Consider the following 12,981-nt stretch of genomic DNA (forward strand, 5'->3'; position numbering starts at 1 on the left):
CCGATGGACGTGAGGTGGCCCTTAAGATTCCGCTGCCTGAAACGCTGGCCGTGCATGACGCCGCCGAACGCTTTGGCAACGAGGTTCGGCTGACGCTGCAATTCCGGCATCCCCATCTGGTCACGGGCTACGCGGGCACTCCATTTGGGCCGCTGTCATTCCTGGCCATCCGCTATTACCCGCAGGGGGCGCTGAACGAGCATCTGGCACGCCTGCCTGGACGCATGCTGCCCCTTGATGCCAGCATGCGGTTGCTGGCGGACATCGCCTCGGCCCTGACTTATCTGCACCATTTGGGCGCGGTGCATCAGGACGTGAAGACCCAGAACGTGTACATCAGCGAAGGCCGGGCGGCGTTGGGCGACCTGGGGAACACCTACTTTACGTCTCAGGGCGGCAAAGTCAGCGGCAGTCCGTTCTATATGGCCCCGGAGATTTATCACGGCGAGGGCAGCAGCGGGGCCAGCGACGTGTACAGCCTCGGCATCATGATGTACGAGTTGCTGTGGGGCCAGCGCCCATTTACGGGCAACACCTATGAGGAATTGATGGTGGCGCACATGACGCGCTTTCCCCCGCCACTTGTTCACCTGAACCCGCAGGTGGCCCGCAACGTGTCGCGCATGGCGGAATTGGCCCTTGCCAAGCGCCCGCATGACCGCCCCACTGCCGACGCCATTCGCCGCGCCCTGCTGACCGCGATGGGCGAAACGCCGCAAGACGAGCATTTTCATGAGCTGGAAGAAGCTGCGCCCCCCACGCCGACAGGTCAACGTGCCGGGCGTCACGGCATGGCGACGCCGCGTGTGCCGCTGCAACCTACACCTTCCGTGCCTGCTCCCGCCAAAGCGCCAGAAGCCCCCGCCAAAGGGTGGAATCCGTTTAAGCGGACGAAGAAATAGGGTTGTCTGTGAGCACTGGGAAAGGCATCTCAAACTTTGGCTGAATCGGCCAGCACGCCTTTCCCCATTCCACAATTCATATCCCTCAATCCAACGCACTCAGGTGCATCTCAAAGCGGCCCGGTTGCGGCACGAATCCCAGTTGATGATTCACGCGCAGCATGGGCGCGTTGGTGGAGTGGTTGTTGGTTCGCATCAGCGCGTAGCCTTCCGCCTGTGCGCGGGCAATGGCCTGAAGCTTGAGGGGCAGGGCCAGACCGCGCCCGCGTGCTTTGGGGATAACGGCAGTGAGTTCGTTGTACAAGAAAGGCCGGGACACAAGGCCGATCATGGCTGTAGTCCCCAGCCACGTGCCATCTGGGGCCAGCGCCAGAATCAGCCAATCGGGGCGGGCGGGAAAATCGGGCGTGCCGTCTAGCCGCAACATTTCGCGCACCTGCTCCAGCGGCCAGCGGGAGTGTCCGGCCATGTCGGGCGTCTCGGTCAGGCGGTCTGCCACAAAATTCAGATAGCGGTCAACAGTAGCGGTGTCTGCTCCTGATGGATTCAGGCCAGCCAGATCAGTGAAGGTGACGCCCTGCGCCAGAGCCTTTGCCAATGCAGGGGCATGGGCCGCCGCATCAAAAGTGGTCAGATCGAGTTCTGAGGCGAAACGGTGGGCGTGCTGCACGAAGCCGCGCCGTGTGGCCCAGCGCAAGCTTTCGGCGTCGGTGTCGTCTACGCTGGCGGCCAAAGCTGCTCCTTGCTGCCGGGCTTCTTCCAATACAGTTGTCCACAACGCACTCCCCACACCTTTGCCCCGCGCCGCCGGGTGAACTTGCAGGGCCACATGCAGGAATCGGGGCGGATTGAAGGGGAAGAAGTACAGGTGCGCCACACCTAGTGGACAGCCACAGGCATGTCTATAGTTATTCTCACGCTGGGTCGTGCCGTCCGAGCTTCTCCCGCGCAGCTGGTGTTGAGAATTGCCAGTTCACGCGCACCGCCCGCGCATTGCGGTCGGTTTCCCAGGCCTGTATCTCACGCTCGACGGCCTCTTTGCTGGCCAGACGTTGCCCAAGACACTGACGTTGCAGGGCCGACCATTCGAGTTCGGCCATGTTCAGCCAAGACGCATGTTTTGGCGTGTGTACCCACTCAAATCGACGAGTCAATGGCCGGGCTTCCTCTGCCGGAAGAGGTTGATATAACGCCGCTGGGCTGTGTGTCGACAGCTGATCCAGGACGAGTGTGATCTTCTCTGCCTCGGGAGAGCGTCACTCCAGGCTCTGGAGTTGCGCTGCGAACTCCGCATTTCCTCGTCGCTCGGTCACCGTGACCGTACGTTGACCCGTCAGGGTTCGAAGGCCACGAAGAAATTCACCGTGCCGCACCGCTTGTTCATGATCCACCCGTGCCGGGATTCCCGGCACGGGTGGCCATGGCTCACGGACATGATCAAGCAGCTGGTAGGATGTTTCATCGAAGCAGATGACCGGCCGCGAAGCGTCGTAGGGCTGAGCATACGTGTCCAGCACAGCTTCCATGCGCCAGACGAAGTCCGCGCCTACCTGAGCGACACACCAACTTTGAACTTGCCACGGTCCCTGCGCGTTTTTTTCAGTGTGCGCCGCACCGTCTCGTCACTACTACTGTCCACCACGCCTAAGGTCACCAGACGATCAGCCAAGAGCTGCATCGTCCACTTCTCCCGACCATCAGGTGCCCGACAGACTTCGGCAATCAGGATCGCCGTCTGCTGAGGATCCAGTTTCGGGGGCTGCTGAGGACGCTCTTTTTCGTACAGGGCAGCCTGCAGGCCGCCCTCAGCGTACTTCTTGCGAATGGATGCCACAGTCGCAGCATTGACGCCCTGACGCTGGGCCACCTCCTGATCGAGGAGCCCTTGCTCGCTCAGCAACAGCAGACGTGCGCGGGTCATGACCCGCGCACTGTGCACGCCTTTGCGCGTCATGTCCGTCAGCTGTTGCCGCTCATCGTCACTCAGCTTCACAACCCACTGCTTCTGTCGTCCCATTCCTGAGTCTAACCCATGTCATGCCTGTGGCTGTCCACTAGTGGGTCACTTGCTACGGGTATAGGGTATGAGGATGGCTCGTGTCCAGAAAAACCCGCTGCGTCCTCTGACCGAAGAAGAACGCACCATGTTGGAGCGATTGAGCCGGTCGCATCACACAGCCGCAATTGTTGTGGGTCGGGCAAAGACGATTCTCGCCGTCTCGACGGGTGTGCCGTATACCGAAGCGGCTCGGCTGTGTGGGCGTCAATCTGGTGAAGGGGTTACCCGTCTGGTCTCCCGCTTCAATCAATAGGGGTTAACCGCACTCCAAACTCGTCCAGGTGGGCGTCCTCCAGTCGTCTACGGTTCCGCTGAGCGGAACCGCATCTTAGACACCGCACGCCGTCCCCCAGATCGGGAGCAAGACGGCACGGCCACTTGGTCTCTGGTGACCCTGCAGAAGGTGCTGCGTCGTGAACCTGGGCTCGAACGAGTGAGTACCTTTACCATCTTGGGTGTCTTACACGAAGCTGGGCTGACGTGGCAGCGCGACCGAACGTGGTGCGAAACAGGACGGGCCAAACGACAACGGAAAACGGGCGTGGTTGTGGTGCGGGACCCAGAGACAGAGGCCAAAAAAATTGATTGAGCAGGCCTATCTTGAGGGGGAACAAGGCGGCTTGGCCGTGTGGGCCCTGGATGAAGCCGGACCTTACTAGGCGATTGCTCAGCCTGGGAGCGCTTGGCGACCCGAGGGGCAACCGACGCGCCTCCCACATGAATATGTCCGGGCTGGGACGGCCAAGTTGCTGACCCTCTTTCATCCGGCCAGCGGTCAAGTACGTGTTCGTGGGGTCACCAGCTGCACGAACGCCGTGCTGCATCCTTGGATGCGACAGACGCTCGCTGAAGTGCTCTAATCCTTACCGGTGGCAACCCTGTTGCCACCGGCAGACAACCGTGCTGCTTGGGAAAAATGGCAGGAAGGACTCAGTGTCAGATTCACGCTGCTCGACCCCTTGCCACCTCTTCGAGTGTTGCTGGTGCTGGACAATCTGGTGGGTCATAAGACGCCGGCTCTGGTGTGCTGGTTCATGGCACAAGGCATCATGCCGCTGTACACCCCGGTCGCGGGGAGTTGGTTGAATATGGCCGAGTCGATCCAGCGCATCTTGGTTCGTCGGGCGTTGGCTGGCCACTGTCCGACGACTCCGAGACAAATCATTGAGTGGTTGGAAGCGACTGCGCGAGGATGGAATGCACACCCGACGCCCTTTGTTTGGGGCGGAAAAAGAAAGGCTCGCCGTCAGCGAGCCTCTGCACGGAGACATCCTCTGGGAGGTTCTGGAGCGCAGACTCTTCAGGTCGTCCAGTGAAAGACTACACCCGTGGCAAGTGACCCACTAGTACCTCGCCAGCCCTATCGAACACCCAGCGGCGGCTGAAGTGGGCTGGATTCCGGCGGGCTTCATCGGCCAGCAACGCTTCGGCACTGATCGGCTGCCCCGTGACTGTGCTTTGGATAGTGGCCCAAGCCCCAGTGTCGGCGGGTGTAAAGGCGCGAATTGCCACCCCTATCCCAGCGCCTTCACCATCTGCCGGATGCTGCCGAGGTGGTACACCACATGGGCCATACCCCCGCTGAGGCCGCCCACCGCGTCTCCTGTGGCGGGTCGCGCGGCCTGCGTGCGAGCAAAAGCGCAGAGGGAATCGTAGGCCGTTCGCAGCCGCACACGGGCTTCATCCCATTCGTCGTCGGTCACCTGACCTGTGCCAAAGCTGCCCTGCCAATCGAACGGCCCCCGGTCTCCGTCCCGCTCCCAACGCACGATGACCTCCATGTGATAGGCCGTGTGCAGCGTGTGTCCGGCAATCGTAGACCCATGCACCTCCTGACTGGCCTGCGCCGCCGTGAGTGAATCGAGCGTGGCCAGAAGGCCGTGATTGCCGCTGCCATCAGCCTTGGTGCCGTCCAAGAAGGCAGTGCCCTGACCAGGAGTGCCCCCCTCTACGGCTTCTTTGAGAATGTCCAGAATGCCATCTACCCACGTGCCGCCCCCATCCGACTCTGTTTGGGCGTCAGCTTGAGCAGGATCGGTGGCGGCCAATGTCGGTTGCGTGGCGTCTGGCACAAGATCAGTCATGCCCCAGCCTACCCGTTGTCCCATCCACCCACCAGATACGCCGGAGGGCTCTGGTATCCCCGCCCCGGCTCTGGTAAAGTGGTGAGTTGCGCTGTCTGCTGGTTTCTTTAAAACCGCAGAACACGCCTATTCCCCAATACCAAGGAGGTGAATTATGAATACCTACGATCTGAACCTGATCCTGAACCCCAACCTGAGTGCCGAGCAAGTGGCTATCGAGAAGGAGTACATCGAAACCACCCTGAAAGGGGCCGGGGCCGAAATCGCCAGCCTCGACGATGTGGGCAACCGCCGTTTGGCCTACGCCATCAACAAAGACCGCGAAGGCTACTACTTGATGTACTCCATCAAAGCCAACGGCAATCCTGAAAAGGACATCGCCGCCAGCCTGCGCCTGCGCGATCACGTCCGCCGTATCTTGGTGGTCAAAGACCGCCCAGAGTGGAAGACGAAGAAAGCCTGAAGTTAAGCCCGTGGCATTACGCCATTGACGTAACGCTCAGGACTTGTTAAAGTTAAGTCAACCTGCTCTTCGATTGAATATGCAGGGTCAGCCAGCAACGTTAAAGCCCCCAGTACGGTACGCCCCGCGTATCAGCCAGCAAAAAAGGAGCACCTGTTATGGCCCGAGGCATGAACCATGTTTACCTGATTGGCGCACTCGCCCGTGACCCCGAACTGCGTTACACCCCAACTGGTGTGGCGGTATTTGAGGCCACTGTCGCCGGAGAAGATCAAGTGATCGGAACTGATGGACGCGAGCGCAAACTTCCCTGGTATCACCGTGTGTCTATTCTCGGCAAACCCGCCGAGTGGCAGGCCGAACGCAACCTGAAGGGCGGAGACGCCGTGATGGTCGAAGGCAGCCTGGATTACAGCCAGTGGGAAGCGCCAGAAGGCGGCAAACGCAGCGCGGTGAAAGTCAAAGCACTCCGCATGGAGCAGCTAGGTTACACCCCGGAACTTGTACAGGATGCCGGAGGCGGCGTCCGGATGCAGAACGGCATGAACGAAGTAGTGGTGATCGGGAACGTCGTCCGCGACCCCGAACTGCGCTACACCCCCGCCGGAGACGCGGTACTCGGAATCGGCCTGGCCGTGAACGAGACGTGGAATGACCGTCAGGGGCAAAAGCAGGAAAAGACCCACTGGATCGACATGACGCTCTGGCGTGAACTGGCCGAAGCCATGAAAGATCTCCGCAAGGGTGATCCGGTACTGGTGCAGGGCCGACTGGTCAACGAATCATGGCAAGACAAAGACGGCAACAAGCGCAACAGCACCAAGATAGAGGCGACGCGAGTCGAAGCCCTGTCCCGAGGCGCGGGCGTTCCCGGTAGTCCCGCAGCCACCCCCGCCGCACCTCGTCCTCAGACCACGAGCAGTACGGCGCGTCCCCCAGCAGCGGCTTCGGCTAGTCGGGGAGCGAATTCGGGGAACCGTTCGGGCGGCTTGGATATTGATCAAGGTCTCGACGATTTTCCGCCGGAAGAAGAAGACCTGCCCTTTTAACCCTTGCCTGACGGTAGGGAAAGCAGGCGCTTCTAAAACGAGCACCACAAGGAATCCCTATGACGCAGTCAAACAGTGCCGACCGCAAACCGCGCGGCAAGGGGCCCAAGCGCCCCCGCAAGCCCAAGGTCGACCCGTTCTCCATTGGCGAACTGGAAATCACCGACTACAAAGACGTGAAGATGTTGCGCCGTTTCGTCAGCGATACGGGCAAGATTCTTCCTCGCCGCCGCACCGGCCTCTCGGCCAAGCACCAGCGCCGCATCGCGCAGACGATTAAAATCGCCCGCCAGCTTGCTCTGTTGCCCTACACCGAGAAACTGGTTCGGAAGTAAGGAGAATAGGCATGCAAATTATTCTTCTTGAACCCGGTCGCCTTGGCAAAACCGGCGACATCGTGGAAGTCAAGGCCGGGTACGCCCGCAACTGGCTGATTCCTCAGGGAATGGCCACGCCCGCCACGACCACCAACATGAAGAGCCTCGAAGCCCGCCTCCGCTCGCGCCAGAAGATTCAGGCGCAGGAGAAGGCCGTGGCCGAAGACCTCGCTAGCCGCCTCAACGGTGTGGCTGTCGAAATCAGCGTCCGCGCTGGCGAAGGCAAAGTTTACGGAGCCGTCACGCACGGGAACGTGGCCGACGCCCTTGACCGCCTCGGCTTTGACGTAGACCGCCGCAAGATCGAAATGCCGAAGACCGTGAAGGAAATTGGCGAATACGATATTGCTTACCGCGCTCACCCGGAAGTCACCATTCCGATGAAGCTCGTGGTACACGCTCAGAAGTAAGTCAAACCAAACTTTTAAGCTGGGGCCGTTTCCTGTCATGGGAAGCGGCCCGGCTTGTTGTTGATCTTCATTCTCTGCTTATTCCGCACGCCAACAGAGAGGGACAAAGCCACCAATTGGATACAGTAGAGGCACGTACAAGTCCCACAGATAAGCAACTGGGAGGATTTACCTATGCTCAAGCACACGCTGCCTGCATTGGCCCTGATCTCGCTCGCCCTCACGCAGCCTGGTTCGGCCCAAACGCCGCTCACAGCTAGCCCGACCACCACAGTTGCTGTATCGGAAGGGCAGAATATAGACGTGCTGAGCGGCGGAAAAGCCTACAAAAGCTATCTGGCCGCGCCTGCTACCACCACCCCGACCACCCGGCGACCTGCAGTGATTTTGCTGCATTCCTTCCGGGGCTTAGAGCAGGGCTACCGCGACTTGGTGGATGAAATGGCCGCTGCCGGATACGTGACACTGGCGCTGGGGTGGCAGACCTTTGAGCCGGAACCCAGCGACGCCACAGTAAAACTGCTTGTGGAAGACGGTCTGAAAGCCTTGGCTTTGCGCCCTGATGTGAATATCAACACGGTGGGACTGACCGGATTCTGCGCGGGCGGGCGCTACACCATGCTGCTGCTGCCCCAGATGAAAGCCTTCAAATCGGGAGTGGCGTGGTACGGCTTTCCCGATCAGGGCGGCACGGCGCTGAAGCCGCAAACGCCCACCGCCCTGATTGGCAACTTGACCGCGCCCATACTGATTATTCACGGCACGCGAGATCAGCCCAGCCCCATTGCGGGCATCTACAGCTACGCCCAGAAACTGGACGCGGCCAACAAGCCTTTTAAGCTGAGCGTGTATCAGGGCGAACCGCACGGATTCCTGCTGGCCGAGAGCAAGCTTGCCAACACGCAGGCCAGCCGCGACGCCCGGCGCGACATGCTGAACTACTTCGGGGAAACACTGAAGTAGCCGAGTTCGCCTACAAGAAACCAGTTCTGAGCAGAGAAGGCCGCCCAAGTTTTAGGTGCGTCTTTTCCTGCTGGCTGCCGACTGCTGGCGTCCTGAACTGCCTTCCGATCACACAGATAAACGAATGAACCGAGTTTAGCGCAGGGGTCAGGCGACTTTGGGGCTAGACTGCGGAGGCGAAACGTTTCTCTCTGAATGCACCTTGTTCTTAAGGCACTTCTGATGCGAGCGGTTCGCGTTGGCTAGAGCCTGATTCTGTCGGGCTGGACGCCATAACACTCAGGGCAACACAGTTCCACCCTCATCACTTTTCATATGGTGCAGACGGAAGTCAGCCTTCAACTGACGGCCCACACATCATCCAATGAACAAAGGACAAAAGGAGCCACCATGACCATGCTGTACGTCATTTTGGCGCTCCTGGGGGGATTGGTCGGCGGGTTTTTCGCGGGGCAGTCACGCGGCCTGAAAGAACGGGCCGAAATCGATGACCGGCTGTTGCGGGAAGCGCGTGCAGAAGCGGAGCGCATTCGGGGGCAAGCAGATACGGAAGCCCGGCAGGTGCGCGAGCAGGCAGACCAGTCCAGACAGGACGCCAGCAAACGAATTCAGGAAGCAGGCGAACGCGAAGCGGCGCAGGCCGCACAGGAAGCCGCAAGGCGCGAGCAATTGACCGGGCTGCGGGCCGGACTGGACGCCGAACGTGCCCAGATTAAGCAGGATTCGGCGCGGGAACGCGAGGCCCTGGCCGCAGACCGGCAGGAGAACCGCCGCGAACGCGAGGAATTGAAGCGCGAAATTGAGCGCCTCAACCGCCGCGCCGAGCAGCTGGACGCCAGGGGCGACAAGCTGGACTCGTTGGAAGAACGCCTGGAAGGCCAACTGCGCGTGCTGGCAGGTCAGGAAGCCGACCTGGCCGAGCGGGGCCGCCAGGTAGATCTGAAGCTGTACGAAGTGGCGGGCCTGACCCATGACGTGGCCCGCGACCTGATTCTGAGCCGCCTAGACGCCGAACTGGAAGAAGAGAAAGCCCTGCGGATCAAGACGATGCTGGAGCGGGCGACTTCGGACGCCAAGCGCACGGCGCGGCAGGTTATTGCACAGGCCATTCAGCGCAGCGCCAGCGAGACAAGCGCGGCCCTGAGCGTCAGCGTGGTTCCTATTCCCAACGACGCCATGAAAGGCCGTCTGATCGGGCGCGAGGGGCGCAACATCCGGGCCTTTGAAGCCCTGACCGGTGTGGATCTGATCATCGACGATACACCTGAAGCCGTGATTCTGAGCAGCTTCAATCCGGTGCGCCGTGAGGTTGCCAAGCATGTGCTGGACGCGCTGGTGGCCGATGGCCGTATCCACCCCACCCGCATAGAGGAGATGGTGCATAAGGCGCAGGATGAAATGAAAACCTTCATCCACACGCAGGGCGAGGAGGCCGCGATTGAGGCGGGCGTGGTGGGCCTGAAGCCGGGGCTGGTGCAACTGCTAGGCCGGATGTACTTCCGCACCAGCTACGGCCAGAACGTGCTGAAGCACTCGGTACAGGTGGCTCACCTGACGGGCATCATGGCCGACGAACTGGGGCTGGATGCTGGGCTGGCCCGCCGCGCCGGACTGATGCATGACGTGGGCAAGAGCATTGACCGCGAAATAGACGGGACACATGTCGAAATCGGCATCAACCTTGCCAAACGCTTTGGCGAACCCTTTGACGTGATCGACGCCATTGCCCACCACCACGACCCGGAAAACGGCGAGACGCTGTACTCGGTGTTGGTGGCCGCCGCCGATGCCATCAGCGCCGCGAGGCCCGGTGCAAGGCGCGAGGAACTGGAATCGTATGTGCGCCGTCTGGAGCAACTGGAACAGATCGCGGTGTCGTTTCCCGGCGTGCAGCAGGCCTACGCCATTCAGGCAGGCCGGGAAGTGCGCGTGATCGTGCAGCCCGAAAAGGTGACGGACGCGCAGGCGACTCTGCTGGCCCGCGAAATTGCCGGACGGGTCGAGCAGGACATGGAATACCCCGGACAGGTGCAGGTGACGGTTGTGCGCGAAAGCCGAGCGGTAGAGGTCGCCCGCTAAGACCGAGAGCTGGGCAAAGCAGCGGGGCGGTCTGAGTGGGCCGCCCTTATGCATGAGGTCGGATGTGAATGTAATAGTTTTGCCGTGTGGAACGGCAGTTTTTGAACCCACCGCAACAGTTTGACCCTGCCTGCATATCGCGCTATATTGTTCTTATCGCCGTCCGAGAAGGGCGGATTTTTTATTGCTTGCCATTTGGACTGGCCGAAGCCTATGCACAGCTTTTGGAGTGAGCTGGGAGGAAATAGCGTCTGGAACGCCCTTCTCAGTTCAGGCCGCATGAGGTTGACACCGGCTGCATATGACGCTATATTCATGTCAATCAAACAGACTCATCACCGTCCAAGCAGGGCGGATTTTTTGTTTTTGCTCTCCCCTACCAACGGTGTAGGCTACCGGATATGACCGATGCCGCGACTGGTTCTGGCCTCCCCTCTCCCCTCAAGTCTGCCGCGTGGCTGTTGGAACATCTGGCCGACTTGCGAGTGCGGGTGCTGGACTGCCGATACGCCCTGTCTGACCCGTTGGTGGGGCGCTTTGCCTACATGGGCGGCCACATTCCGGGCGCGGTGTATGCCGACCTGGAAACCGACCTGAGCGGCCCGGTGCAGCCTGACGGCGCGGGTGGCCGTCATCCTCTGCCTGACCCGCATGAGTTGGCGGCGTGGCTGGGCGCGGCGGGCATCGGCAACGACAGCATTGTGGTGGCTTACGACGACCCCAGCACCGGACAGGGCTTTTACGCGGCGCGGGCGTGGTGGCTGCTGCGCTGGCTGGGGCACGCCGAGGTGTATGTGCTGGACGGCGGCTGGCCCGCGTATCTGGCGGCAGGCGGAGCGGCCACCACAGACGAGGCCTCGGTCACGCCCACCACGTTTACGCCCCAGGTGCGCCCCGAACTGGTGGCTAGCGCGCAGGATGTGCAGGCCCGCGACGCCGCCACACTGCTGATCGATTCCCGCGCTCCGGCCCGCTACCGGGGCGAAACCGAGCCGATAGACAGGAAAGCCGGACACATCCTCGGAGCCGTGAACCGCGACTGGACGGGCGCACTGACCCCGGCGGGCACGTTCCGGAGCGGGCCAGAGCAGGCCGAGCGCCTGAACGCCGCCGATGCGCTCACCATCACCTACTGCGGCAGCGGCGTGAGCGCCACGCCCAATCTGCTGGCCCGCGAACTGGCTGGAGTGCCGCTGGGCGCAGGCAACCGCCTGTATGCCGGATCGTGGAGCGACTGGATTAGTGACGATGGGCGGGAAATTGCGGAGGGAGAAACCGCCTAAACAGACAATGGACGAGACTAACACTAGGTAATTGTTGAGCTTCTTGCGGCTATGTTTTTCTTCCCGACTCGTCGCCACTCACCACATCCCGCTCGCCATCCTGAAACTCCAGCCTCAGCCGTTCGCTGGGGCCGATCTGGGCGGCGCGGGTGATGGGCTGGCCTGCTGCGTTGCGTACCAGCGCGTACCCACGTTGCAGCGTGCGGGCAGGCGTGAGGCCCAGCGCTTGGCGCATCAGGGCGTCGGTGTGAGCGTGGGCGGCGTCGGTTTGGCGTAGGGCAGCGGTGCGTGTGCGGTCTAGTGCCCATTCTGCGGCGGCGGCAGCGTCAACCAGAATGTCGCGGGCATAGACGCGGATGCTGCGGGCGTCTTCCTGTGCCCGTGCAGCGGCGGCGGCCACCACGCCTACGATCAGGGCGGCGGCTTTGCTGGGCGTGTCGGTGCGGGTGTGGGCCACCTCGTCGGGCAGGGTGTCGTCGCGGGCGTGGCCCAGTCCGGTAATTACGGGGGCCGGAAAATTCGCCAGCGCACGGGTCACGTCCAGATCGTTCAGCCACGCCAGATCGGTCACGGCCCCGCCGCCCCGGATGACCACCAATGCGTCCAGCGGGGCTTCCAGGTGAGCGGCCCGCGCCAGAGCAATGGCCCGCGTCAGGCTGCCCGAAGCGTCCCGGCCCTGAAACGTTGCTTCCAAATACACAAACTCTATGACGCCAGCGGCCTCCAGACGGTCTGTTTCACGCTGGAAGTCGCCCAGACCCGCCGCACCCTCCGGGCTGATGACGGCCACGCGGCCAAAGTCGGTAGGCGCAGGTAACAGGCGGTTCAGGCCGTACACGCCTTCGCGCACCAACTGTTCGCGCAGGGCGTCCAGCCGCACGGCAGCGTCTCCCAGCGTAAATTCGGGCGAGACATCCAGCACATTCAGCGAAAAGCCGTATTGCGGGTGAAATTCGGCGGTGCAGAACAGCAGCACTTTCAGGCCCGCCGTAAAGGTGCCCCCCGTAGCGCGGCGAAACTTGCCTTCCAACGCAAAGCGTTCGCGTGCCCAGACGGTGGCGCGGCATTTGGCAACTTCCCCTTCCTCGCCCAGTTGCACCAGATCTATGTACAGGTGACGGCGGTCGGTGAGGCTGGCAATTTCGGCCCGCACCCAGATGGCCCCCGGCACGCCCCGCGCGATGACCTGACCCACGTAGGTCAGCACGTCGGCCAAGTCCAGAAACTGTTCGGGCGGGCGGGTGGCTTCGGTTTTGGTGCGGCGTTTTTTTCCGGTCATGAGGTGTGCCTGTAGAGTACAGCGGCAGGAAGT

Annotated in this window: 16 protein-coding genes (1 of these 16 cut by a window edge); 9 read left to right on the forward strand and 7 right to left on the reverse strand. The window is 61.6% G+C overall.

From position 1 onward, the window contains the following. A protein-coding gene (locus tag M1R55_RS04525; RefSeq protein ID WP_249393531.1) for a serine/threonine-protein kinase crosses the window boundary here: on the forward strand, positions 1-902 show its 3' portion. Its footprint begins 94 nt before the window's first position; the window shows 902 of its 996 coding nt (coding positions 95-996); its start codon lies off the left edge, out of view; it ends in the stop codon at positions 900-902. Between the two features lie 85 nt (positions 903-987). Here M1R55_RS04525 and M1R55_RS04530 read toward each other — a convergent pair whose 3' ends face one another. Genes M1R55_RS04530 through M1R55_RS04545 form a run of 4 tightly spaced genes read right to left on the reverse strand, consistent with a single transcriptional unit; the run spans position 988 to position 2,919 of the window. Beyond that, entirely contained in the window at positions 988-1,779 is a 792-nt protein-coding gene (locus M1R55_RS04530; protein ID WP_249393532.1) for a GNAT family N-acetyltransferase, read from the reverse strand. A gap of 37 nt (positions 1,780-1,816) precedes the next feature. Continuing rightward, positions 1,817-2,137 (reverse strand): transposase, encoded by a 321-nt coding sequence (locus tag M1R55_RS04535; protein ID WP_371827178.1) that lies wholly within the window; start codon positions 2,135-2,137, stop codon positions 1,817-1,819. Positions 2,138-2,158: 21 nt separating this feature from the next. Then, on the reverse strand, positions 2,159-2,428 hold the full coding sequence (locus M1R55_RS04540) for a hypothetical protein (RefSeq protein WP_249393533.1): 270 nt from the start codon (positions 2,426-2,428) through the stop codon (positions 2,159-2,161). Positions 2,429-2,448: 20 nt separating this feature from the next. Next, entirely contained in the window at positions 2,449-2,919 is a 471-nt protein-coding gene (locus M1R55_RS04545) for a helix-turn-helix domain-containing protein (RefSeq protein ID WP_249392045.1), read from the reverse strand. Between the two features lie 1,040 nt (positions 2,920-3,959). Between M1R55_RS04545 and M1R55_RS04550 the strand changes: the two genes are divergently transcribed. Next, positions 3,960-4,277 carry a hypothetical protein gene (locus tag M1R55_RS04550; protein ID WP_371827179.1) on the forward strand — a complete coding sequence of 106 codons (318 nt, stop codon included), beginning with the start codon at positions 3,960-3,962 and terminating at the stop codon, positions 4,275-4,277. A gap of 4 nt (positions 4,278-4,281) precedes the next feature. Here M1R55_RS04550 and M1R55_RS04555 read toward each other — a convergent pair whose 3' ends face one another. Together M1R55_RS04555 and M1R55_RS04560 are read right to left on the reverse strand one after the other, a co-directional pair. Continuing rightward, entirely contained in the window at positions 4,282-4,473 is a 192-nt protein-coding gene (locus tag M1R55_RS04555; protein WP_249393534.1) for a hypothetical protein, read from the reverse strand. Positions 4,474-4,475: 2 nt separating this feature from the next. Further along, entirely contained in the window at positions 4,476-5,045 is a 570-nt protein-coding gene (locus M1R55_RS04560) for a DinB family protein (RefSeq protein ID WP_249393535.1), read from the reverse strand. A gap of 154 nt (positions 5,046-5,199) precedes the next feature. On the opposite strand from M1R55_RS04560, the gene rpsF reads away from it, so the two are divergent. From rpsF to M1R55_RS04595, 7 genes are all read left to right on the forward strand, one after another. Then, the gene (rpsF, locus tag M1R55_RS04565; RefSeq protein ID WP_064013861.1) at positions 5,200-5,508 is read left to right on the forward strand and encodes a 30S ribosomal protein S6; all 309 of its coding nucleotides are present in this window, start codon (positions 5,200-5,202) and stop codon (positions 5,506-5,508) included. A gap of 158 nt (positions 5,509-5,666) precedes the next feature. Beyond that, on the forward strand, positions 5,667-6,557 hold the full coding sequence (locus M1R55_RS04570; protein WP_249393536.1) for a single-stranded DNA-binding protein: 891 nt from the start codon (positions 5,667-5,669) through the stop codon (positions 6,555-6,557). A gap of 59 nt (positions 6,558-6,616) precedes the next feature. Next, positions 6,617-6,892: a 30S ribosomal protein S18 gene (rpsR, locus tag M1R55_RS04575; protein WP_019011372.1), complete on the forward strand. Its 276-nt coding sequence runs from the start codon at positions 6,617-6,619 to the stop codon at positions 6,890-6,892. A gap of 11 nt (positions 6,893-6,903) precedes the next feature. Further along, the gene (rplI, locus tag M1R55_RS04580) at positions 6,904-7,344 is read left to right on the forward strand and encodes a 50S ribosomal protein L9 (protein ID WP_249393537.1); all 441 of its coding nucleotides are present in this window, start codon (positions 6,904-6,906) and stop codon (positions 7,342-7,344) included. 174 nt (positions 7,345-7,518) lie between these two features. Then, complete coding sequence (locus M1R55_RS04585; RefSeq protein ID WP_249393538.1) at positions 7,519-8,307, forward strand: dienelactone hydrolase family protein; 789 nt, start codon at positions 7,519-7,521, stop codon at positions 8,305-8,307. Positions 8,308-8,697: 390 nt separating this feature from the next. Then, positions 8,698-10,386: a ribonuclease Y gene (rny, locus tag M1R55_RS04590; protein WP_249393539.1), complete on the forward strand. Its 1,689-nt coding sequence runs from the start codon at positions 8,698-8,700 to the stop codon at positions 10,384-10,386. Positions 10,387-10,787: 401 nt separating this feature from the next. Further along, positions 10,788-11,669 (forward strand): sulfurtransferase, encoded by an 882-nt coding sequence (locus M1R55_RS04595; RefSeq protein ID WP_249393540.1) that lies wholly within the window; start codon positions 10,788-10,790, stop codon positions 11,667-11,669. 49 nt (positions 11,670-11,718) lie between these two features. On the opposite strand, the gene xseA is transcribed toward M1R55_RS04595, so the two are convergent. Next, positions 11,719-12,948 (reverse strand): exodeoxyribonuclease VII large subunit, encoded by a 1,230-nt coding sequence (gene xseA / locus M1R55_RS04600; protein WP_249393541.1) that lies wholly within the window; start codon positions 12,946-12,948, stop codon positions 11,719-11,721. Positions 12,949-12,981: the final 33 nt, after the last annotated feature.

Origin of the sequence: Deinococcus sp. QL22 (assembly GCF_023370075.1) — a bacterium.
In the GTDB taxonomy this organism is placed as follows: Bacteria; Deinococcota; Deinococci; order Deinococcales; family Deinococcaceae; genus Deinococcus.